Consider the following 22,634-nt stretch of genomic DNA (forward strand, 5'->3'; position numbering starts at 1 on the left):
GCCTGGCCCTCAATCTCGCCAAGCTCGAAGGCTCCAAAGGATCGATGAAAGGCAAACTCAAAAAGGCCGGTTGGAACGATGCCTTCCTGACCAAACTGCTCGCCGCATTCAGTTCAACCCAAATGCGATAGCCCTGCATTCCAGCAGGGCCGGCGCACCGTCGCGATCCTGAACATCCGCGGTGTGGACGATCATCCCAACCGGCAGACCGACGGTGTCGGTGAGGATATGCCGCTTGCGTCCCTTGACCTTCTTGCCGGCGTCATAGCCACGCGGCCCCCCGGATTCGGTCGTTTTGACGGACTGACTGTCGATCACGCCGGCGGTCGGGCTGGCCGCGCGCCCGGCGGCCTCGCGGAGGGCCATTAGCAGAACATGATTGATGGTCTGCCACAGTCCAGTGTCCCGCCATGCGTAGAAATACCGCTGCACCGTCGTGTAGGGGGGGAAATCCTTGGGCAGAAGGCGCCACTGGCAGCCGGTTTGAGCGATGTAAAAAATAGCATCGACGACATCCCGCAGCTTGGTCTTGCGCGTCCGCCCGTAACGCGCTGGCGGCGGTAGATGGGGTTCGATCACCGCCCACTCAGCGTCGGCGGTGTCGCTTGCATAGCGCAGCCCGTTGCGCTCATATTTCAGCCGCGTGATTTCAGTCCAGGTCATGATGTCACTCCTCGTTGTCGTCGCAAACACGAGGGAATCGCAACCGCTGAAATCACGCAACCCCAACCTGCAACTGCGGCCGTAAGCCAGACCAGCAGTTCCACCATAACTCCGGCAACTTACTGAATAAGAACAAATTGTCCTTTCGGATACGTTCCGGGTCAGCCTCTCAGCAAATCGTCGATCAAGGCGGGGACTATGTTATGGCACTCAAGGGCAACCAGGTTACGTTGCATGATGACGTCCGCACGTTTCTCGATGATCCGGCATACAAGACGACAGCAAGTGCGCAGACCATCGATGCCGATCACGGACGCATCGAAACCCGCACGGCCACACTGTCGACAGATATCGGCTGGTTGCAGGCCGATCACCACTGGCCCGGCCTCGCTGCCATCGGCAAGGTGGTCCGCGTACGCGAAATCGGCACCAAAACCAGCACCGAAACGGCGTATTATCTGCTGAGCACCGCTTTGTCGGCAGAGCGCTTCAACGAAGTTGCCCGCGCTCATTGGGGGGTCGAGAACGCACTGCATTGGCGACTCGATGTCGTAATGAACGAGGATCACGACCGGACCAGGAAGGGACATGGGCCGAACAACCTCGCCATTCTGCGCCACATGGCACTCAACGTCCTGCAGAAGGACGGCTCAAAAGACTCCATGCGCGGAAAATTCCAGCGCGCCGGATGGGATAACGAATACCTCTCCAGATTGCTCGGCATGTTTTGAAATGCGATTGCCCTGGGTGCCGATCACAATCACCGCGACGAGAACCAGGCTGGTCGCAGGGTCGATCCAGCGCAGGTGGGTGAGCGTAATGAGCAGCCCTGCAACGACCACGCCAACTGACACCACCGCATCGGAAGCCATGTGCATAAACGCCGCCCTGACGTTCAGATCGCCCTTGCGACCGCTCATGAACATGAGCGCTGTCATCCCGTTGATCACGATGCCGGTCGCCGCGACCCACATGATGGTGATGCCTCCGATCGGTTGCGGTGCTGCGAACCGGCGCAACGCCTCGATCGTGATGGCACCACACCCCAGGAGCAGCACGACCGCATTGATCGGAGCCGCCATGATGGTCCCACGGCCCCAACCGTAGGTTCGCAACGCGGTCGGCCGCCGCCGCGCAAGCAAAACCGAGCCCCAGGCGATCAGAAGACCGAAAACGTCACCGAGGTTATGCACGGCATCGGCCAGTAGTGCTGCCGAATGAACGGCGATTCCGAAGAAAATTCCCAATGCAACGAAACCAGCGTTGAGTGCGGTGCCGAGCGCGAAAGCGCTGCCGTACGAACCCGGGGCATGGTGATGGCCCCCCGGTCCGTGCGCGTGATCATGGCCATGGGCGCGGCCATCATCGTCGTGCCCCTCATGGGCAGGGTGCCGATCCCCGTGATGATGGGCGCCATGATCGGGGGCGGACATGCCGTTGTCTCCGTGTCGGTGTGACTTGCTCGATATCCTGTATCGTCATATGAACAGATCTTCAACTATGAGATATTCTGTGATGTCTGTTTCTCCCTCGATCACGGACGACCAGGCAATCGAACTGGCGGACATGTTTCGACTGCTCGGCGATCCGAGTCGGTTACGGGTGGTGCTGACCTGTCTCGGCGCCCCGATCTGCGTGTCCGATATCGCGACCTTGACGCGACTGTCGCCCTCGCTGGTTAGTCACCATCTCCGTCTGTTGCGTGCGGCCCGCATTCTTCGCGCCGAGCGGCTTGGCAAGCAGGTTTTTTATACTTTGGCCGATCACCATGTCCGCTGCACTATCACCGACATGGTGGCGCATGTCGCTGAACCGGCCGAGACGATTGATACCGATGCGGCTGATGTAAACGTGGCTGCCTGAAATGGCGGAGACGTATTGCGGCAACGAGTCGGCCGCGCCCATTTCGGTGGTCGGCGGGTGCGGCGCGCTGCCGGTGAATCCTGAAGGGTCGATCGAGCGCGCTGATTTGATCGGTAGGGCTTTCCGCCTGGAGTGGTTGACCGTGGCCTGGATGGTCGTGGAGGGCACGGTTGCGATCGGCGCCGCGGTGGATGCCGGCAGCCTAACTCTGGCAGCATTCGGCTTCGACAGCTTGATCGAACTGGCGTCGGCCGGTGTGCTGATCTGGCGCCTGACCGTCGAATTGCGTCACGGACAGATTGTCTTCGAAGCAGCCGAGCGCCGCGCCAGCCGGGTCGGCGGGGTTCTGTTGTATGTCCTCGCATTGTTCATCATTGGTGGCGTGGCGTGGTCATTCTGGACGCATCATGGCGAGGCGTTCTCGATCGCCGGCTTTGTGGTGGCCCTGCTCGCGATGCCGGTCATGTTCATGCTTGCTCGTCGCAAGATCGCGCTTGCCACGTCATTGGGTAGCCGCGCCATGCGGGCAGACGCTGTGGAAAGCATCACCTGCGGCTGGTTGTCCCTCGTGGTGGTGATCGGGCTTGTCGCGGACCTGACGATCGGTGCCTGGTGGATCGATCCTGTAACGTCTCTTGCCATCGTTTGGTTTGTAGTCCGCGAGGCACGCGAGGCGTGGTCTGGCGAAGAAAGCACGGCCTGCTCAACGGAAGATTCTGGTATATTGCGATAAAAATTCTCTTTTGCCGGCATTGGGAATTCTACAAGGTCTGTACGGGTAAATGATCTGGAGACCGATCACCCATTCAGCCACGACGCCCTTGCGTCGCCAATCACCTCATCGCCTCAGCTCGACTTTCCGCAAATTAAGCGGCCATAGATAGAGTCTGGAAGAGTCGATTTACCAACTTGGTTGATATTGTGATGGTTTCGCCCGGTTGCCGGGACGTGGATAAATTCGGCAGTGCCCACAATACGCGACGGACGGCGGCAATGGCATCGCTGAATGTCGGCTCGCGTTTGCAGTACCAGGCGGCAGCGTTTGGCCGCACGGCAGTGTTCGTTGTGCGCGCCAATTCGTCCGCCCACACGGTGATCAGCGAGAACAGGCCGAGCAATGCTGGCGTGGTGCGCAGGATCGCCAGATCGGACCACTGACGCTGCGTCTCGACGCCAAGATGCGTGCGAACCTCTTGAAAAGTGGTCTCCACCCGCCAGCGTGAGACGAACCAGCCAAGGATCGCAGCTGGGGTCGCGTCCAGGTCGGTGCTGAGAAAAGCCGATGGTTCATGGGCGCCGGACGGGTCGCGGACCAGCACCCAGCGGATCGGCACCGGCGGCTGCCCGGCATGGTACCAAACCGCGGTGCCGGTAGCGACCAGCAGCGTGCGCTGCTGGGCATTATACCATTGGGACACAACCAGACTGGTCCAGGTAGTCTTTTTGCTCTTCAACACCTTACCCAATTTGGGTAAGGCAGCACCCTTCATGGGGGGCCGGCCACGCTGGGCCGGCCGGCGCCGGGGTGCGGGCCGGAATAGATTGGCATCCAGCCGCAGCCGGGTGATCATACAGACATGGCGCCGAACACCTGACAGCAGGTCGAGTGCGGCAAAACCGCTGTCGGCGACAACAACAATGCGGCGTTCGGGCAGCCAGCGTCTGGTTTGCAGGATCGCCTGACGCCCCTCCGCTGGCATTCCAATGGCTTCGCCAATGGAACCTTTGCCAGCTTCGCCCAGGTGGTCAGCGTCTTATGGCGTTTGGCATGCGTCTGGCTCCACCGCGCGGAGGGCGCAAGGATGGTCAGGAACGGTAGCGCCCAAGTCCGGCCGGCCCAGGGTATCGGCACCGCCACCATCAAAGAAAGCCAGCGCAGGCCGCTGGTTTTGACAAAGTGCCCCTTGGAGGATCGCACCGGATCACGATAAATCCCGCGCGCCTTGATTTGTGCGCCCCAGCGGCGTTCGATGGTATCGTCGATGCCGATCACCACCTCACCCGCGGGCAATAGCCGCTCGATGATATAAAGCAGCAGCCTGCGCGCTATGGCGCGTGCATCCCATCGTGCCCGGCTGAGAACTTCGTGGTAGCGGCGGAAATGTTGGTCATCCGCGAGCCCCATCACGCGCAGCACCTGGGTGACGGTTCGCTGGCCTGGCGCCAGCACCGCACCTGCCACCAGAACGAGAACGCGGTTCCAGACCGGGGCGGTAAAGCAGGAGCGAAAGACGGAGAGCCAGGCCGCCAGGATCGGCGGAACCAACTGTGGGTCGGGCGCGGCGGTGCCGGGATGATGCGATTCCATTACAGGTGTAGAATCGACAACCAGCCGAGTCGCAAGAGTCTTGAACGGCCGCTACATCAGACCGCAGGTGCTTATCATGCCCCAAATGGCCGATCCCGTCATCGCTCGTATCGAAAGCTTTCAGTGTCGCCGCGGCCGTCTACACGCCGAACGCCGCAACCGGGGCTACACGCTCTATCGCGCCGGCTCTGGCGCGCTGGTGGCGCGACTTCGGCTAACCAGCCGTGATGGTCGTCTCGAGGTGCTCTATTGGTCGCTATGGAAAGAACGTTGGTCCAGCGCAGGACCGTTCGGCCGAACCACGCTCCCCCTCGAAGACGCCCTACAGTTCATCGCTTCAGAAGATATATTTTGGGCTATCCGATAGCATCAGCCGCCCAAAAATGCGGAAAGTCGAGCTCAGCTACTGCTGAGGGTAACCGTTCACACCCCCCTGTCTTGCCTGGAACAGCGCGTTAGCGGGTGATCGATAGGACGGCGCAATAGGGGCTTGCGTTTCTATCCGAATCGGATTCCAGGATTCTGATGCTGCGTCAGAGAATCCCCGGCCTGAAAGACATCAAACGGACTGATTTGTCCGCGATGTCGCGCGCCGAGCTTGAAGAACTGACCTGGGATTTGCACGAATTGGCGCGAACTCTGGCAAACCGTGCCGGCAAAGATTCAACAACCAGTTCCCGTCCGCCTTCCAGCGATAATCCCTACCGGCGTGACGGCAAGCGCGAGCAAAGTGCAGACCAGTCCGACCGGGACGATGACGCCGGTGGGGGTGGTTCTGCGCCGGGCGGCAACACGTCCAGGGGTAACCCTGGACCAAAGCCGGCTGGCAAACGACCTGGAACGAAAGGGTTCTGGCGCCGGTTGCCGATTATGGTCAGCGGTGAAGTCCTGCACGCACCGAAGGCGTGCGACGCATGCCATGCAGTCTTTGGATCCACTGTCGCGCAAAGCCGCCACGTCAGCGCCCATCTGAACTTTGAGCTCACCCGCGGCGATATGAACCTTCATGTCGCAGCTACAAAACATTCCTATCTGGCGATACGCTGCGACTACGGTCACGAGACGATCGCACGTCCTGCGAGCGGACTGTGCTCGCACGTCGAGGGGCGACGGCGCGATCTGCAGATGAGCGAACGATGCCTTGTCGGCCCGATGCTCGCCACGTTCATTGCGGCGCTGTCGCTGCGTTTCCGGCTCTCGCGCGTCAAGATCGCCGAATTCCTGGTTGATTGGCTGGGCGTTGAGCTCGGTGTTGCCACCATCGAACGCTGCATCCACGAATTCGGTCTGGCAAGCGAACCCGTGGTCGAGCAACTGATCGAAGAGGTGCGTGCGGCCGAAATTGTGCATCTCGACGAAACGCCGTGGTATCAGAAGGCAACCCTATTGTGGCTCTGGGTTGCAGTGACGGCGACCACCATCGTCTATCGGATCGGCAGCCGCAAGCATTGCGAACTCGCAGCACTGGTCGGCGATGCCTTCCTGGGTTGGCTGGTCACCGACGGGTATGGCGCCTATCGCGATCATCCGCGCCGCCAGCGTTGCCCGGCGCACTTGATCCGCAAGGCCCGCGCGCTGGCAGTGGGGCATTACGGCGCGGGATCGGGCTTCGGCCGCGATCTGGTGCGCGATCTACGCCGCTTGATCGAGCGCGTGCATGACGGGGATGACCCCGCAGCCATCAAGCGACTGATCGCGGGTATCAAATGGAACTGTCAATGTAACCGCCATGAGGTCGATACCAAGGTGCGCGGGCTGGCCGGCGAAATCCTCAATGACTGGGACGCCGTGATCGCCTTCGTCGCCGATCCGGACCTGCCGCCCACCAACAATGATGCCGAACGCGCGCTCCGCCACGCGGTCACGACCGATTCATACTGCACCTCATCTTCAAATGGCGGAAAACAGCGACATTTGCCCATCGTCCTTGATGCGACACGGGCCCCTGTCACGCGGGAAGCTTGTTACCTGTGCGCTTTCCAGATCGGCTGCCCTGATTTGATGCGGAGCATCGGGCATGACCTGTTCGGTAGGGAGGACGCCTGCCTTGATCAGCCGACGAATACGATGTGGGGAGACCCCGAGCTTCTTCGCCGCTTCGGTCAGTGTAAGCCATTCCCCGCTTTTCTCGGCAGACCGATAGCCTTGGATTTTGTGGACGGTGCGCAACGACCCGACGCGGCGTGCCGTCCACGTTTTACCATGCCCGGTTTGCATACCCATGCGGTTGAGAGTGGCGGCAATGTCGGCGTCGGACCATCGGGTGGCCATAGATCGCATAACGGCGAGAGCGGCTTCCGGAGTGCTTTGACCGTGCTCTCCGGGTTTGGGTCTACGGACACGCAGCTGCGAGTGCTGACCGCCTTTCCAGTGGATGGTCAGAATAACCTCGCGCTGTGCTTCGTCGACGTCAGCGATGATGTCAGTGATGAGCGCACGCAGCAGTTGCTGACGACAGCGCATGTCGACCTTGGGCGCCCGCCATGCGGCTTCGAGGTCGGCTGCGATGCCGACAAAATCAGGAACCGGTGCAGCGAGGTTGAGTTGTCGCGCTTCGACCAGACGTGCCTCGCAGTCGGCCACCCGCCTGAGGGCTCCTTCCCAGCTCTTCTCAAGTTGCGCGGCAATCAGCCTGTTGTCGGGGTCGCAGGCGGCGTAGCGACGCTCGGCAAGAGATGCTTCGTAGCGAGCCTGTTGCAGGTCGAGATCGACCATGCGGCGTCGCTCGTCGCAGTTATTTTTATGCATCCGCTCAGCTTCCATGGCGGCCTCGATCGCCATTGGTGTGACCGCCCTCATTATCTCGCGGCCAATGGCTGGATCGATGCGGGAGGCGCCGAAGGTCATGCATCGCGGTTTAGCCAACATCTGGTTGATGCGTTCACAGCGATAGTAAGGATGTCCTGGTGTTCGCCCAGAATAGACGACGCCCAATCGCCGTCCGCACCGCCCACACGTGAGAAGGCCCGCAAGCAACGCCCGCCCACCGCGGCCCGATTTGACGCCGCCCTTCTGCCCGAAAGCATTGACGGCGATGTGCGCCTGGTTCTTCTCGAACTCGTCCCACTCAATATAGCCTGCATGGTGATCCTTCAGCAGCACATCCCATTTCCCGAAAGGCTTGCTGTGGCCGTAACTCTTGCGAGCCCGGCCATCAACAATCTCTGTTCGCTTCTCGCTTTTACCATAGACGTAAACACCCGCGTAGAACGGGTTCTTGAGGATCGAAATGACGTTGCGATAGCGGACTGGCACCCAATCGAACGAGACAGTCTGGCGCCCGTCGGACGGGCGCGGAAAATCGAAATGTTCCGCAGTCAGCGAGATCAGCACCCGACGCGCACTGCCAAGCTCGCGGAAGCGAGTAAAAATGAGACGGATCGCCTCCTGGACCCGAAGGTCAGGGTCGAGCCCCAAGCCATAATCCCGGTGCCAGACGTAGCCGATCGGAACGCTCAACCGCAATTCGCCACGTCCGGCCTTGGCGCGGGCAGCGTCGAGCATACGGCTCCGCAAAATGCCCAGTTCGAACTCGCTGATACTACCCTTCATGCCCAACAACAGGCGATCGTTGGGTCTGCAGGGGTCGTACACGCCGTCAAGGTCGATGACGCGGGCCTCGACCAGCCCGCACAGCTCCAGAAGATGGTGCCAGTCCCGGCCGTTGCGAGAAAGCCTGGACGCGTCGCAGCAGATGACTGCCCCGAACTTGCCGGTGCACAAATCACCTACCAATCGCTCAAAACCCGGGCGCTCCATCGTACCGCTTGCGGTTCGACCAAGATCATCGTCGATTACTTCAACGTCGCTGAACCCCCAGCGACGAGCTACGTCGACGAGTTCATATTGCCTCCGCTTGCTTTCGAGGTTGTTTTGGACCTGCGCCTGGGTCGATTGGCGAACATACACCACGGCTTTGCGCTTCAGCACCGCGACCGGCAGCAGTTCACTGCTCGTCATCGCTGGTCTCCTCGGTTACGACGCCGGCGGCCGCCATCAGGAGCGTCGCTAGTCGGGCGACCGCGAAACCCCGCTCCGTCAGGCTTAGTCCCCGCAGCTCGGGCATGTCGAGCGACATGCTCAACTGACGGGGCTGCATCATCTGCTTCAAAGGTAGTCGTAGGGCTTTCATCGTGCGCCTCCTGGATGGAATCGAGTCCATCCATGGTAGTTTGCCTGAAACCGAACTGGGTCAGCAGCCTGTGAAGCTCTAAAAGACCCGAAACTGCTACCAGCGGTTCGCCCATCTCCATATTCGCGCAAAGCACTCGGTCCAGCATCCACGCCGGAACCTGGATGACCTCGCCGAGCTTGATCTCGACCCGGACGATCGTCCCATTGGCTCGCTCTTCGTGCCCCTCATGCCGGAATCGCCCACCATAATAGGGGTGCCACCGGTAATGAAACTCTACGAGCTGCCCGACATGGGTAGAATGACCCTGCGATTGCGATCTCCAGGCGCATCAGCTTCGGCACGCGATCCGATGAAGGAAGCCGGTTCTATGCGGCTGCGCTCAGCGTCATTGACACCTGCCGCAAGCGCCGCACGGATCCATGGGCCTATGCCTACGCCCTCATCACCGCCGCTCGCTCTAACAATCTGCTGCCCACCATCCCTGCCCAGGTAGCGATCTGACAGGGGGGTGTGAACGGTTACTGCTGAGGTGAAAATGACGACAGTATTCGGCAACAGCTCACTCGGCCTCCGGCGCAGTCATTAATAACAGCAGCGAGATCTTGTCGCAGCGCCATCAGAGTGGCAATTCTATTGTCGAGTTCGATTAGGCGGACATTTGCAATTGTCGCAACATCGGCGCAATCCTCCCCATCTTTTGCTGCGAGATCCGCTAAATTCCGCACAACTTCGAGGCTGAACCCCAAATCGCGGCAGCGTCGGATGAAACGAAGCCTTGCCAGATGATCGTCACCATAAAGGCGATAATTGTCAGCACTGCGGTTAGGCGCTGGCAGCAAGCCGATTTGTTCATACCAGCGGATAGTCTGGCGGGTTGCGCCAGTCAGCCGCGCCAAGGCGCCAACGGTTAAGAGAGCTTCCATGGCTTGACCTTACAGCAACTATAAAGTGCATCAAGGCTTAGACGTCTAGCGGGTGAGAGCAACAACGGATTAATCCGTTCGCTCAGGCGGCGCGGCGCGGTCAAGACTACTATGAAGAAACTGAGGAAACGCCTAATGACGACAAACTTGCGCCAAGCCGGCTATAGAGCAGGCTGGCTTACCGTGAAGCTCGGCGCTGTCTGCCTGCCAGCCTATGCGCAGTCTGTGACTACTGTCTCGGCACCACCGATCATCATGCCGATCGCGCCCAGTTCGGCCGAATCGCCGTACGCAGTTCACATCAAGAAAATCATCGTCCAGACCTCGCCGCTGAGCAGTTCCGGCATCAACATCGCCAAGGCCGCGCAGGCGGTGCAGATCATCTCCAAGCGCGAGATCTCGCAGAACGGCGCGCCCGATGCCCTGCGTGCCCTTCAACGCAGCGCCACCGGCGTCAATCTCGATAACGCCGCCGGCAATCCCTACCAGCCCAGCCTGTTCTATCACGGATTCGAAATCTCGCCGTTGCAGGGCACCTCACAGGGGCTTGCGGTCTATGTCGATGGCGTGCGCTTCAACGAGGCGTTCGGTGACACGGTGAATTGGGATTTGCTGCCAGAGCCCGCGATCCGCCGCCTGACGGTCGAGGATGCGAACCCGGTGTTCGGTCTGAATGCGCTGGGCGGTGCCGTCGATGTCCAGCTCAAGGATGGTTTTTCCTATCACGGCGGCGAGATCGAAGCCCTGGGCGGTTCGTTCGGTCGCGCCGAACTCGATGCGCAATATGGCGTGCAGAAGGGGGACATATCGGCCTATTTCGCCGCCTCGGAACGCCATGAAGGCGGCTGGCGGCAGGACCAGTCGAGCAATATCCAGAATTTCTACGGCAATCTCGGCTGGCGCGGCGCCCATGCGCAACTGAATATGAGCCTCACCCTGGCACGCTCGGCGCTGAACGGCCCCGGCACCACCCCGGTGCAACTGCTCGCCGTGGGACCCAACGCGCAATACACCTCACCCAACTTTCTGGGCAATCACTACGCCAAGTTCGCCACCGATTTCAGCGACCGGATCAACCGGACCAACGCCATCCAGGCGGTGATCTACTACGATTATTTTCTCCAGAAAGTCTCCAACGGGAACGGCCCTAACGACTTGCCGTGCTTTTCCGGCTCGCCCTATCTGTGCACCAGCCCCGGCGTGCTCAGCACCACGCGCGGCCTGGTGCCGATTCCCAACTTCCTGAACAGCAATTTCTATTCCGAGCTCGACCAGGAGAGCACCAACACCAACGGCTATGGCGGCTCGCTGCAATGGACCAACACCACGCCGATCGCCGGTCATCACAACCACCTGGTCGCCGGCGTCAGTTTCGACGGCTCACAGACCGAATTCGACGCCAACGGACTGCTCGGTGGCATCACTCCGCTCACCCGCGCCTATTATGGGCCGGGTATCGTGATCGACGAACCGGGCATCAACATCCCGGTGCGCGCCGCGTTCCAGAGTGCCTATGAGGGCGTCTATGGCTCCGATACGTTCGATGCCACCAAGAAACTATCGATCACCGCCTCGGCACGGATCAATGCCGCCAACCTCAACGCGTTCGACCAGGGCGGCAATGCCGGCCTGACCGGCCAGCATTTCTACAGCCACCTGAACCCGGCGATCGGCGCGGCATATCAACTCACCCCGCTGGTGACCCTGTATGGCGGCTATTCCGAGGCCAACCGCAACCCGACGCCCGCCGAGCTTTCCTGCGCCGGGCCACAGAATGCGTGCAGCCTCGCCAATTTTTTTGTCAACGACCCCAACCTCAAGCAGGTCACCGCCCGCACCTGGGAGGCCGGCGTCAGAGGTGCGGCGCTGACCGGTGCGCACGGCACGCTGACTTATCAAGCCGATTATTATCATACGGTCCTCAACGACGACATCGGCTTCATCAACGCACCGACCATCGGACGCGCCTATTTCAACAATATCGGTAACGTGCTGCGCACCGGTATCGATTTCGGGCTGCATTATACCAGCGGTCCGTGGCGGGCCTATTTCGATTATAGTTTCACCCGTGCGGTCTATCAGACCGCCTTCGTCGAATCCGGCGGCGGCAATCCGGCGGCGAATGCCAGCGGCACCCTCACCATCGTGCCTGGCGATCATTTCCCCGGCATTCCGGCCAGCCAGATCAAGTTCGGCGCGGGCTACCGGATCACCCCGCAATGGAGTGTCGGCGCCTCGGCCGTCGCCGTCACATCGAGCTATCTGTTCGGCGATGCCGCCAATCTGAACAAGCCGCTGCCCGGCTACATGATCACCGACCTCACGTCGCGGTATCACCTGACCCCGAAACTCGAATTGTTCGCGACCCTGGAAAATGTCCTGAATGCCACCGCCTACAGCTATGGCGGCTTTTCCTCCCTCGGTAATGTGTACGTCGCGCAGGTACCGAACCTGACGAACCCGCGCGCCTACAGCCCAGTGGCACCGGTCGGTGCCTATGGTGGGTTCAAGGTGAAGTTCTGATCATATGCCTCGGAAACCAAGGCAGCCGGGGAGTCCCTCAAGCAGCGGATGGCGAATCAAAGCCAGGCTGGGACGGGCAGATTTCTGCCGCGCAGAAATGCAGGGTTGAACAATTTGGTGTGATAGCGTGCGCCGCTATCACACAGGATAGTCACCACCGTATGTCCGGGACCGAGACCAAGTGCGATGCGGATCGCTGCGGCGACGTTGATCCCCGCCGACCCACCGACTGAAATTCCTTCATGGATCATCAGGTCGAACACCTGTTCCAGCGCCTCTGCGTCAGGTATTCGTAACGCATCGTCGATCGGCGCACCGGCCAGATTTGCGGTGACTCGCGACTGGCCAATTCCCTCAGTAATCGATGATCCACTTGGCGTCAGATTGCCAACCCACCCGTATAGGCCACTGCCCTCCGGGTCGGCCAGCACGATTTGCACTTTGGAGTGCTGCGCTTTCAATGCCAGACCAACGCCGGCCAAGGTTCCACCGGTCCCGCAGGCGCAGGTGAACGCATCGACACAACCGGCGGTTTGCGCCCAGATTTCTGCACCTGTGGTCAGACGGTGGCCCTCCCGGTTCGCAGTGTTGTCGAACTGATTTGCCCAGAAACCCCCAGTATCATCGGCGATCCGCTGGGAGACACGAACGTAATTGTCCGGATCGCGGTAGGGTTTTGCTGGTACCAGCCTGAGATCGGCACCGATCATCCGCAGAAAGTCGATTTTTTCGCGGCTTTGGGTCTCCGCATCACGACCACCGAGCGGTAGCCACGCGCGTTAGCAACGAGAGTCAGTCCAATTCCGGTGTTGCCGGCAGTCCCCTCGACGATGGTACTGCCCGGCTTCAACGCACCCGTCCGCTCCGCGTCCTCGATGATGGCGATGGCGGTACGGTCCTTTACCGACCCGCCGGGATTCATGAACTCCGCCTTGCCGAGGATCTCGCAGCGGGTCGCTGCTGAGGCTCGCTTCAGTCTGATCAGCCGCGTGTTGCCGATCGCGCCGACCAGCCCGTCGGCGATTGTGGTATCGTTTTCCATATCACTGCATTCCTGGTGTTTCGTTAGATTATTTTGATTTGCCATATTGCCAGCATGTTGGGGCGGAGGTTCCAATACGCCAGCTTACGACGTGCTTGAAAATGTGCTTACTGATACTTGTTGGGCTTCCAATGCAGGAAGGGTCAAGACCCCCCTGTTTTCACCCGATGAACCCAGAATTCTAAAAGCCTACCTATGCAGAGCCTCAGGCTTGACATTCCTAGGATGGGAACCTGTAAAGGTATTGTTAGATAAAGAGAAGTAATGCGTAACACAAAAATGGAGAAACCCTTGCTTCACGAAGAACGCAACCCTGTAGCTGTCTCGGTCGCCCGTTGGACATGATTCGTAGATCGAAGCCTCTACCCGATGTTGGCTGGGATACTCCCCGGAGTTATCGATGAGTCACGTGTATCTCTGGCCACATTTCGACCCCATTTTGGTGAAATTTGGCCCGTTCGCCATTCATTATTATGCCCTAGCCTATATCTCAGCGCTGGTAATCGGCTGGCAGTTGATGCGCCGGCTGGTGCGGAAACCCCCGGTGGTGGCGACTCATGAGCAGGTCGATGACTTTCTGTCATGGGCAACGCTGGGCGTCGTTCTTGGCGGCCGGATCGGCTATATTCTGTTCTATCAGCCGGTCTATTTTCTTAACCATCTCGATCGCACCTACGCCGTGTGGGACGGTGGGATGAGTTTTCACGGCGGCTTGATCGGCGTTGCGGTCGCGATCCTGATCTACTGCCACCGGCGTGGTCTAGACCCGTGGCAGTTCGCCGATCGGGTCGCCGTGCCGGTACCGATCGGGCTATTTCTGGGCCGGATCGCCAATTTCATCAATGGAGAGTTGTGGGGCCGCCCGGCACCCGTCTGGTTTCCGTTTCGCATGATCTATCCACAATCGGGTTCGGACGTGCCGCGCTATCCATCGGAGTTGATTGAGGCGACGCTTGAAGGATTGGTCCTGTTTGTCGTGCTCTACACGGTATCGCGCAGCGAGCGGATACGCAGCCAGCCCGGGTATCTCGCGGGATTGTTCGTGCTTGGCTACGGGATTGCACGGACCACGGCTGAGTTTTTCCGCCAGCCGGACTGGTTCCTGGGTTATCTGATGTTTGGCTTGACAATGGGCCAGTTGCTATCGATTCCGATGATCGCGATCGGTGCTGGTATGATCTGGCGGGCGCGCCGCGTCGCGCGAACTCACGCCGCCTTTGCGGCGTGATTGGGTTTCGGGGTTTCGCTCGGCTTCAATGCCCGCGTCCTCGATGATGGCGATGGCGTGCAGTCCTTCAATTAGCCGCCAGGATCCATGAATACGGCCTTGCCGCGAATGTTACAGCCCCTGCCTTCTGCTAAAGGAACCTGGGTTTCCGCAGCGGCCTGAGAGGGTAGTTTTAGGCTTGACATTCCCACCATGGGAGCTTGGTAATATGCCGGTCGATAGGTACCAAACCCGTTGTCGGGTTCCACGAATTATAGAGGCCCCGGCACTACCACGATGCCGTTTGATCGAGAACGAAGCTGAATGACTTCCATGACGATTGGTGAGGCCGCAAAAACCTCCGGTGTTCCAGCCAAGATGATCCGTTACTACGAAAGCATCGGTCTCATTCCGAAGGCGGTCCGTAATGACAGTGGCTATCGCTTCTACGGGGTTGCCGACATCCATGCACTTCGCTTTATTCGCCGTGGCCGCGATCTCGGTTTTTCAATCGACGCGATCATGCAGTTGCTGGCTCTGTGGCGGGACCAGAACCGTGCGAGCGCCGACGTCAAGCGTATCGCGCTAAAACACGCAGCAGAGTTGCGAAGCAAGATCGCTGATCTTCAGGCGATGCTCGGTCCGATCGAACACCTGGCCGATCATTGCCAGGGTGATGATCGGCCAGATTGTCCGATCATGGATGACCTCGCGGATCAGGCCGCGCGCGTCGAGCACGATGTGCGGGAACCGGCCCGCCGCCGCTCCAAGACCACACGGCGCCACAGCCTTACCACGTGATAGTTTCAATCATTCCTGGAGGATTGCGATGGTCAACCTGTTATTCCAACGGACTACAATAGACAGTTTCGCGCACGTCTGAGGCACTTTCATGGCAACATCGCACATCTCTCGCCGAATGATGCTCGGTATTCCGCTCGCCACCGTGGCGGTGGGTGGGATCGGGTCATACGCGCTCTTGGAACGGATGCGCACCGGCGCTTACAACCCGCAGGCATTCAACAATCCGCTGGTAGGCCAAAAGGTTCCCGATTTCACTCTGCCGGGAGAGGATGGCCACAATGGGTTCGATCAGGCGGCCCTGGTTGCACAGAAACGGCCGATCCTGATCAACTTTTTTGCGTCCTGGTGCGTCCCCTGTAAGGTGGAGGCGCCTTATCTCGCGGACATTGCGAAATCAGGACTTGATATCTGGGGTATCGCTTACCAGGACAAGCCCCGACCACTCGCACTCTATCTCGCGGAATTTGGCAATCCGTATCGGCGGATTGCGTCCGATCTGAGCGGGCGGGTGGCGATCAACTGGGGGGTTTATGGGGTGCCGGAAAGTTTCCTGATCGCGCCCGGCGGTATGGTGCGCTGGCATACCGCCGGGCCTTTGTTCCCCGAAATCATCGAAAATCAGCTCAGACCCGCCTTGCGCCTCTTGTCGTAAGTGCCGCTCCATGATGGGAAATGCCATGAACAAAACGGCTCAGCCCTGAAGCCGGTCTCGCGACGATCATTATTCGGCTCCGTCGTGATGCCGGCCGTGATCTGGATGACCCCAAACGCACGGGCCGCTCGGCGTGGGCGACCTCCGGCGTTCTACAGCTACGATGGTCAGTACACCCAGATTGTCCCGCAGCGGCCCGTTCCGATCAAGCCGATCGTGACCGACGGCGGCAGCATCATCGATTTTCAGCGGCTGCGCGGCGAGGTCGTTCTGATCAATTTCTGGGCGACCTGGTGTGTCCCCTGCGTCTATGAGATGCCTCTGCTGGATCGGCTGCAAGCGAAACTGAAGGGGACGAAGGCCACGATCCTGCCGATTGCAGTCGATGACGGCAACAAGGCAAATGTGGAAGCCTTCTATAAGAAGCACGACCTGACTCATCTCAAGGTGATCGTGGACCCCGACCAACAGGTCGGCTATTTCAATGCTGCCAATCCGGGACGTGGGATTTTCCCGCTCTATGCTTTGCCGATCACTTATGTCATCAACCCAAATGGTTTGATCGTCGGGTATGTACCGGGGGCGGCACGTTGGGACTCGCCGCGTGCAATGACGTTGATTTCCTATGTGGCATCTCACCAAATCTAGTCACGGTATTGTTGGGCCGATGGACGGTACAAAGCCGTTGGCCTCATTTGCCATATTCAGGCCCAAGGAGAAGCCACAGCCCCGCCAGGAAGCCCAGGACATAAGCGCTGACGCCCGCGATGCCAAAGTTCCAGCGGGGGGCCAAGATCACGATATCCATCGAGATCGCCATAAGAACCAAACCTGATCCGGCGCGACGGCCACGCGCAAGCGGGATGATACCGATCAATCCGCCGACGCCAAGCACAAGGACCAATAGGTGGGTCAGAAGGCCGGCCACTTGGAACGAATTCAACATTTGTCGGGGAACATTTTCGATGGCCCACATCAAGGCTTATCGGACGGGGGTAGTTTGGACGCCAAACTGACGGTTGGAGCGGACGGACCATTCGGCGTCCTTGCTCTCACCTGAATGAAAGCTGCGGTGTCGACTTGGGGGTTTGTCATGTGATCGTACACGACGGCAGCGATTACAGTGCCAATCAACATGAAACCGACAAATCCGATCAGTCCGAACGCAAGGTTGCGATTTTCTCGTCGTTTCCCGAAACTGTATTGGCTGTCGCGCAATGGCGGGGCACTGGCAAGAGCGATCCTGCGATTGGCAATCCGCTCTTCATGGCTCGCAAGACGATGCAGCGCGATCAGGGCGCCGAGTGTGATCATTGTCGAACCGTCGATCCACATGGTCAGACCACCGAAGCGCTCGTCGCTCAGCGCGGAAATATGCCAGAAAGGTGCCATACGCCCGTAGGCATTGTAGAGGACGATAGATTTGGCGCTGAGGTAGAAGCCGAACAGGATGAAGTTCATCTCCGCTGAAAAACACATCAATATGCGAGCGAGCAGCGGGGCGCCGAGTGGGGCTGGGCGCGGATCGAGAAGACGAAAGAAGAAAATCAGGCCGCTGGCAAAGAGAGTGACATGCCAGACATCGTGGATCAACGGGATGCGCAACGACGCATCGTGGACCCGCGGGATCATCCAGAAGTCACTGGTTCCGATGAATAAAAAACTCGCCGGAATCGGCTGGCTGACCACCGCGAAGCTACGATGGAGCGCGCCGTTACCCACGATGCCGGGGACGAGTTTATGGCGCAGCCACGCCGGCATGCCGCGCAGCAGAGGCGCCTGGGGGGCTGCGAGCATCAACAGCAGTGGCGCGATCATATCGAGCGTCATGTGCTCGACTTGATGGATCGTAAGGAACTGATCGGAAAAACCTTCGATCGGTGACTGTAGAACGAGGAACAACAGCAATATTGCCGCTGTGAAGAATGCGTCCCGCGTCCAGGCTGCCTGCCTCCCCCGGCGCCCAGGGCTGTTCAACGCTTTGGCATAGTAATGAGAGAGAACAAGTTGTCGATCCCTGCGAGAGCAGCGCGATAACGATCCTGGCTGAGCGTGCTGGTCTTGTTGGCCTTGAGGATGTTGAAGGCAAAGCTGCGCAGGCGAGCGAAAATGCCGGGATTCGTGCGGATGCGCGAGAGGTCTTCTCCCATGGTTACGTCGCGGGTGTAATGGGAGGTGTTCTCGACCTTCCAGTGCGCGCGGATGGCTTTTGCCGCGCGCGTGGCGGTGACCGGCGCGTTTGAGACGTAGAAGGCGATTTCGGTGGAATGGCGCAGCAGTCCGGTTGTGGCGCTGCGGATGAAGACATTGCGCTCGACGCGGATGATGGTGGCGACGTAAGGCTGCCAGTCGGTGCCGCTCAGCTTGCCGGCGGGATCGAAGACGGTGACGGTGCGGCTTTCGTCGCGGTTGCGGCCGCGATCGTGGCTGTGGTCAGAGGTGAGCGGCACCACGGCCGCAGAAATTTCTTGGATCTGCTGGCGTAGGGTTGGCTGGTTGTCTTTGACCTGGACGATCAGGGCGATGCTGGCTGCTGCTGCGACCTCAAAATGTTTTTTTGACAGTGCAGCGCATCAAGCGTGACGATGGCGCCGCTGGCAACGCCGAGTTCAGCCAGCAACGTCTGCGCCGCCGGTATCTCGTTGGACTTCTCGGCGATATCGACATGTGCGAGCACGAGCGCAGTGTCGGTGGCGAAGGCGCTGAGTACCTGCGCGGCGGCACGATCATTGAAGTTGTCGAAGCTGCCGCGTAATGTCTTGCCGTCGAGTGCGATGCTGCCCTGTTCAGGCGCCCCACCCGCAGCCTGCAGCAAGGCGGCATGACGGCGGAAGGCTGTCTCCACCGTCGCCGGATCGAGCCCCTGAAGGATGTAGCGGATGGCGGTATGCGCCGGCGCCCGGCGCCATTTCAGCGAGAAGGCGGCGTTCAACCTGTCCCGATGGACGTCGATGAAGGTGACGATACCGCGATACGAGTTGCAGCCGCTGACGATGGCGAGGATCGAAAACAGTAGCACATATGGCAACTTGTAGAGCTTACCCTCCGCCCGCCGCGGATCAGGAACATCCGCCAGTATGTCCAGCAACGGTGAAAATGCAGCCACGGCAACCTCCAATCCAGTTGCCGTCCAAGATTCAGACATCTGCCGGGTTGGGAATCCCTATGCCCATCAGCCGCCTCAAGTCGCCCCGCAGGTGTGGCAGATCAGACTCAGTTCAGCCGATCCGAAGCGTTGAACAGCCCTGCCCCGGCGCCGACCGCGCACGTACCAGACCACGACACAGATCATAGGAATGATAATGATCGGCGTGAACTGCCAGACGAGCCATGGCGTTGCTGCGAGCGCTGCTGGTCCGTTCGCCAAGTGGGAATCGAGGACGTCCAATGCTGTCCAGCCGAGCAGGGTAACGGCCAGCCAGATGAAACCTTCCGATTGTGGGCGATTCAAAGTCACAGCTAACCCGCCATACCTATTTTCGCCATGTCCATCGCCGGTGGGAGTTCCATCAGAATACCCGCAAGCACGACCACCGCGAGGCCGACGGCGGTCTCGATCGCGATGGATCGGTATAGAAAATCCTTGGCATGCTGGCCGTCTGGCGTCACGAGGCGGGATGTCTGGTGTCGGTTCGTGGCTGCAATGGCGATCAGTGATGCAAACAGAACGAGTTTTCCTGCCGCGACCAATCCGTATTCCGTGCCGGTGAATGCCGCGATGGTGCCAATCAGATACCAGGCCTGAATCGCCGCCGTCACCGCAATGGTAACGACGCAGATAATGCCCAGGCGGGAAAACCGAGTTGCCGCCCGAAAGGCGGCGTCCGGCGGGACGGCCTTGATCACGATGAGAAGCGAAACCAGGCCACCGAGCCACAGGCCGGCGGCGAGCAGATGCAGAATCAGGGTTACGAGCAGCAGGTGCCCTTCGGTCCCACCCATCGCAGCACCGTGCCCGAGCCCCGCCTGCAACGCGACCGCGATTGCCGCAAGACAAGCGGCTAGCAGCACCCACCGGTCATTCTGGCCGTGGCCGAACGCCCAGACGGCACCGGCCATCACGATCAGCCGGATGATGAGAAGGTGACCGAAGGTGGTGTCGCGCAGCAACGGCGCAATGGCCATGAAACCGGCGCCGATCTGGCGTGTTCCCGTGGCGTAGATGGCTTCGCAAAGGAGCCAAATCAAACCAGCGACGACGGCCACGGCGAAACTGCCGCGCAAAAACCTGACGATCGCATTGCGGACGTTGCCTGAGGCCGGTGTGTCGTCATGTCGCAAGCCGGCCTGGGCGAACAGGCGATAACCGGCCGTGGTGCCGAGAATGGCGAGCGACGCCGCGACATGAATGCCGCGGGCGACGCCGCGGACGAGCAGGTCGGCCGAGATGCTCACCGCGCGAGTTCGAAGCCGTAGCTGCCGTGCGTCCGGTGACCGTCGGATGCGAGTGCATGCCAGAGCACGGTATAGCGCCCGGTGCGATGCGATTTTCGCAGATGCACGATCAAAGTTTTGGCGTTGCCCGGCGCCAACATTGCCGCGCCAAAGCTGACTTGTCTGCCATTCGGCCCCTTGACCACGATGCCGCTGAAATGCCGGTTGATGGTCTCGGTGAACGCGATCGAAAGCGCGGCGGGAAGCTGTTTCAGCACAGCACCCGAGGGCGGGTTCTCATTCGCGGGGTAAGCATGGGCCAGCGCCGATAGCGGCAGCGCCAGCAAAGCGACCAGACCGAGCGCCGACGTCAGGACTATTTTCATCTTAACCTCAACTCACACGGCAACCGGACAGCCGGGCGACGCGTCTTGCGATGGATCGGGGGAACGTATGCTCGATCACTGCCGATGTGGCAGCTTTGGCTGGGCCACCATCCGAAGATACGGCCGCAAGGTTCTCCAACCTTTCGGAAAGCGCTGCTTGGCATCGTCGTCCGAGAGGCTCGGAACAATGATCACCTCATCGCCATCGTTCCAGTTCACCGGGGTTGCCACCTTGTGTGCGTCGGTGAGCTGTAGGCTGTCGATCACCCGGATGATCTCGTCGAAGTTCCGCCCGGTGCTGGGCGGATAGGTGATCGTGAGCCGAACCTTCTTGTTCGGATCGATGACGAACACGCTGCGCACGGTCAGCGCAGGGTCGGCTTGCGGATGGATCATGCCGTAGAGGGTGGAGACTTTGCGATCGGCGTCGGCCAGCAATGGGAAATTGAGGGTCTGGCCCTGAGTTTCCCGGATGTCGTCTTCCCAGCCCTGGTGGCTGTCGGCCGGATCGACCGAAAGCCCGATCGGCTTGGCGTGCCGTTTGTCCCATTCGGGCTTCAGTCGCGCGACTTCGGCGAGTTCGGTGGTGCAAACCGGGGTGTAATCCTTCGGGTGGCTGAACAGCACCCCCCAGGACGAGCCGAGCCATTCGTGGAATTTGATAGTCCCCTGGGTGCTGATCTGCTCGAAGTCGGGGGCGATCTGGCCGAGTTGGATGCTCATGAGTAGATTCCTTTGCTTGGGATCGAATCAACGACGCTGGTTTCAGGTAACGTTCTGGGGTTGCGGTTGGGCAATCGAAGCGACTGACGACGGCATCGAGTCCCCGCGGCGGATCGTGCCGTCGCCGTTCTGGATGGCGGCGTCGAGCGCCGGCGCGGCGGTGGTTTTCGATTTGTTCATGCCCATCATGCACATCCCCAGGCCGCACATGATAAGACAGGGCGCCAGCGACAGGATGATCGGCGCCAGGCCTGCTGCGACCAACCAACCCCAGCCGCCAAGCGCAAGACCGCCGCCCGCGATGACAACGAGCCCGACGATGATCCCGATGCGCGGGGTGACAAAGCGCCACCAGCCGGATCGGCGGGTGGTGCCGGTAGTATCGCAACATGTATTCATGATTGAAAAATCCTTGGTTCAGGTGGGTGATTTCGTGGACATCACATGGGTCAGGAATTCGACCATGCGTGGGCTATCCCAGACGGCCACGCCGGATTTAAGTCCGATCGCCTTACCATTAGGGTCGATCAGGAACGCCGCGGGGATCGTCTGGAGATTAAGCGTCTGCAAGGCACTGCCGTCGGGATCGAGATAGATGCCGAGATGCTTGATCTTGAAACGGTTGTAGAAATCACGGACAGGAACCAGGCCCCCAGTATCGATCGACACCGGAACGATCTGGAAATGCGGACCGCCGACTTTGACTTGCAAGCGATCCAGCGTGGCCATCTCTTTCTGGCAGGGGACATACCAGGTCGCCCAGATGCTGAGCAGCACGAACTTGCCATGAAACGACGCGAGCGAGAGGTGCCGACCGGCTGCATCCAGAAATTTCAATTCTGGAAACGGTTTTGGTGCGAACATCCGGAGTGGTGGATCGGCGGCCACCGCCGTGGATGCTGCTCGTACTGCCACGGTCGAACCACCAGCGACCAGCACGGACAGGCGGAGCACGCCACGGCGCGACACATGATGTCGATCCTTGATAACACCCTCTTTTCGACTGGCGACCATTGAATGCGTCCTATCGT

General features: G+C 59.9%; 22 protein-coding genes and 4 pseudogenes. 9 read left to right on the plus strand and 17 right to left on the minus strand.

What is annotated here, in order from left to right; all coding sequences use genetic code 11:
• Positions 1-138: 138 nt before the first annotated feature.
• Positions 139-663: pseudogene (locus tag AruPA_RS13300) on the minus strand (IS5 family transposase); the annotation flags it as partial.
• A 167-nt stretch (positions 664-830) separates the two neighbouring features.
• On the opposite strand from AruPA_RS13300, the pseudogene AruPA_RS13305 reads away from it, so the two are divergent.
• Positions 831-1,394, plus strand: a pseudogene (locus AruPA_RS13305) (ISAs1 family transposase); the annotation flags it as partial.
• Here the strand turns inward: AruPA_RS13305 and AruPA_RS13310 are convergent.
• Positions 1,314-2,096, minus strand: coding sequence for a cation diffusion facilitator family transporter (locus AruPA_RS13310; protein ID WP_265637205.1), 783 nt, complete (start codon positions 2,094-2,096; stop codon positions 1,314-1,316). The pseudogene AruPA_RS13305 and the gene AruPA_RS13310 overlap by 81 nt on opposite strands.
• Before the next feature lie 82 nt (positions 2,097-2,178).
• Here AruPA_RS13310 and AruPA_RS13315 point away from each other — a divergent pair, with 82 nt between their 5' ends.
• A complete protein-coding gene (locus tag AruPA_RS13315; protein ID WP_265637206.1) occupies positions 2,179-2,526 on the plus strand; it encodes a helix-turn-helix transcriptional regulator in 348 nt (115 codons plus the stop codon).
• A 1-nt stretch (position 2,527) separates the two neighbouring features.
• The gene (locus tag AruPA_RS13320) at positions 2,528-3,259 is read left to right on the plus strand and encodes a cation transporter (RefSeq protein WP_265637207.1); all 732 of its coding nucleotides are present in this window, start codon (positions 2,528-2,530) and stop codon (positions 3,257-3,259) included.
• Between the two features lie 133 nt (positions 3,260-3,392).
• Here AruPA_RS13320 and AruPA_RS13325 read toward each other — a convergent pair whose 3' ends face one another.
• Both AruPA_RS13325 and AruPA_RS13330 read right to left on the minus strand, forming a co-directional pair.
• Entirely contained in the window at positions 3,393-4,202 is an 810-nt protein-coding gene (locus AruPA_RS13325; RefSeq protein WP_265637338.1) for a transposase, read from the minus strand.
• Positions 4,094-4,834 carry a transposase gene (locus AruPA_RS13330; RefSeq protein ID WP_265637208.1) on the minus strand — a complete coding sequence of 247 codons (741 nt, stop codon included), beginning with the start codon at positions 4,832-4,834 and terminating at the stop codon, positions 4,094-4,096. Before AruPA_RS13330 ends, AruPA_RS13325 begins: the two co-directional genes overlap by 109 nt.
• A gap of 1,152 nt (positions 4,835-5,986) precedes the next feature.
• Between AruPA_RS13330 and AruPA_RS21815 the strand changes: the two are divergent.
• A pseudogene (locus AruPA_RS21815) lies at positions 5,987-6,640 on the plus strand (transposase); the annotation flags it as partial.
• Between the two features lie 84 nt (positions 6,641-6,724).
• Here AruPA_RS21815 and AruPA_RS13345 read toward each other — a convergent pair.
• From AruPA_RS13345 to AruPA_RS13355, 3 genes are all read right to left on the minus strand, one after another.
• Positions 6,725-8,794: a recombinase family protein gene (locus tag AruPA_RS13345; protein ID WP_265637211.1), complete on the minus strand. Its 2,070-nt coding sequence runs from the start codon at positions 8,792-8,794 to the stop codon at positions 6,725-6,727.
• Positions 8,781-8,966, minus strand: coding sequence for a hypothetical protein (locus tag AruPA_RS13350; protein WP_265637212.1), 186 nt, complete (start codon positions 8,964-8,966; stop codon positions 8,781-8,783). Before AruPA_RS13350 ends, AruPA_RS13345 begins: the two co-directional genes overlap by 14 nt.
• Before the next feature lie 521 nt (positions 8,967-9,487).
• Positions 9,488-9,892, minus strand: a complete 405-nt coding sequence (locus tag AruPA_RS13355; RefSeq protein WP_265637213.1) for a helix-turn-helix domain-containing protein — start codon at positions 9,890-9,892, stop codon at positions 9,488-9,490.
• A gap of 135 nt (positions 9,893-10,027) precedes the next feature.
• Between AruPA_RS13355 and AruPA_RS13360 the strand changes: the two genes are divergently transcribed.
• Entirely contained in the window at positions 10,028-12,415 is a 2,388-nt protein-coding gene (locus AruPA_RS13360; protein ID WP_265637214.1) for a TonB-dependent receptor, read from the plus strand.
• A gap of 56 nt (positions 12,416-12,471) precedes the next feature.
• On the opposite strand, the pseudogene AruPA_RS13365 reads toward AruPA_RS13360, so the two are convergent.
• A pseudogene (locus tag AruPA_RS13365) lies at positions 12,472-13,457 on the minus strand (cysteine synthase A).
• Positions 13,458-13,857: 400 nt separating this feature from the next.
• On the opposite strand from AruPA_RS13365, the gene lgt reads away from it, so the two are divergent.
• The 4 genes from lgt to AruPA_RS13385 all read left to right on the plus strand — a co-directional run bounded on the left by lgt (position 13,858) and on the right by AruPA_RS13385 (position 16,768).
• Positions 13,858-14,685 (plus strand): prolipoprotein diacylglyceryl transferase, encoded by an 828-nt coding sequence (gene lgt / locus AruPA_RS13370; RefSeq protein ID WP_265637215.1) that lies wholly within the window; start codon positions 13,858-13,860, stop codon positions 14,683-14,685.
• Positions 14,686-14,997: 312 nt separating this feature from the next.
• Positions 14,998-15,465, plus strand: a complete 468-nt coding sequence (gene cueR, locus AruPA_RS13375) for a Cu(I)-responsive transcriptional regulator (RefSeq protein WP_265637216.1) — start codon at positions 14,998-15,000, stop codon at positions 15,463-15,465.
• 121 nt (positions 15,466-15,586) lie between these two features.
• Positions 15,587-16,120 carry a DsbE family thiol:disulfide interchange protein gene (locus tag AruPA_RS13380; RefSeq protein WP_408858650.1) on the plus strand — a complete coding sequence of 178 codons (534 nt, stop codon included), beginning with the start codon at positions 15,587-15,589 and terminating at the stop codon, positions 16,118-16,120.
• 87 nt (positions 16,121-16,207) lie between these two features.
• Entirely contained in the window at positions 16,208-16,768 is a 561-nt protein-coding gene (locus AruPA_RS13385; protein WP_265637218.1) for a TlpA disulfide reductase family protein, read from the plus strand.
• A gap of 43 nt (positions 16,769-16,811) precedes the next feature.
• Here AruPA_RS13385 and AruPA_RS13390 read toward each other — a convergent pair whose 3' ends face one another.
• From AruPA_RS13390 to AruPA_RS13430, 9 genes are all read right to left on the minus strand, one after another.
• Positions 16,812-17,096: a hypothetical protein gene (locus AruPA_RS13390; protein ID WP_265637219.1), complete on the minus strand. Its 285-nt coding sequence runs from the start codon at positions 17,094-17,096 to the stop codon at positions 16,812-16,814.
• Positions 17,096-18,097, minus strand: a complete 1,002-nt coding sequence (locus AruPA_RS13395) for a cytochrome c oxidase assembly protein (RefSeq protein ID WP_265637220.1) — start codon at positions 18,095-18,097, stop codon at positions 17,096-17,098. Before AruPA_RS13395 ends, AruPA_RS13390 begins: the two co-directional genes overlap by 1 nt.
• A complete protein-coding gene (locus AruPA_RS13400) occupies positions 18,094-18,684 on the minus strand; it encodes an ISAs1 family transposase (protein WP_322784404.1) in 591 nt (196 codons plus the stop codon). The genes AruPA_RS13395 and AruPA_RS13400 overlap by 4 nt, the downstream gene beginning before the upstream one ends.
• Positions 18,636-19,265, minus strand: coding sequence for an ISAs1 family transposase (locus AruPA_RS13405; protein WP_265637221.1), 630 nt, complete (start codon positions 19,263-19,265; stop codon positions 18,636-18,638). Before AruPA_RS13405 ends, AruPA_RS13400 begins: the two co-directional genes overlap by 49 nt.
• A 314-nt stretch (positions 19,266-19,579) precedes the next feature.
• Positions 19,580-20,515 carry a copper resistance D family protein gene (locus AruPA_RS13410; protein WP_265637222.1) on the minus strand — a complete coding sequence of 312 codons (936 nt, stop codon included), beginning with the start codon at positions 20,513-20,515 and terminating at the stop codon, positions 19,580-19,582.
• Positions 20,512-20,880 carry a copper resistance protein CopC gene (locus AruPA_RS13415; RefSeq protein WP_265637223.1) on the minus strand — a complete coding sequence of 123 codons (369 nt, stop codon included), beginning with the start codon at positions 20,878-20,880 and terminating at the stop codon, positions 20,512-20,514. Before AruPA_RS13415 ends, AruPA_RS13410 begins: the two co-directional genes overlap by 4 nt.
• Positions 20,881-20,955: 75 nt before the next feature.
• Positions 20,956-21,603 carry a peroxiredoxin gene (locus tag AruPA_RS13420; protein WP_265637224.1) on the minus strand — a complete coding sequence of 216 codons (648 nt, stop codon included), beginning with the start codon at positions 21,601-21,603 and terminating at the stop codon, positions 20,956-20,958.
• Positions 21,604-21,645: 42 nt separating this feature from the next.
• The gene (locus AruPA_RS13425) at positions 21,646-22,002 is read right to left on the minus strand and encodes a hypothetical protein (protein WP_265637225.1); all 357 of its coding nucleotides are present in this window, start codon (positions 22,000-22,002) and stop codon (positions 21,646-21,648) included.
• Positions 22,003-22,020: 18 nt separating this feature from the next.
• Positions 22,021-22,617, minus strand: a complete 597-nt coding sequence (locus AruPA_RS13430; protein WP_265637226.1) for a TlpA disulfide reductase family protein — start codon at positions 22,615-22,617, stop codon at positions 22,021-22,023.
• Positions 22,618-22,634 lie beyond the last annotated feature (17 nt).

Origin of the sequence: Acidiphilium sp. PA (genome assembly GCF_026191915.1) — a bacterium.
Lineage (GTDB): Bacteria > Pseudomonadota > Alphaproteobacteria > Acetobacterales > Acetobacteraceae > Acidiphilium.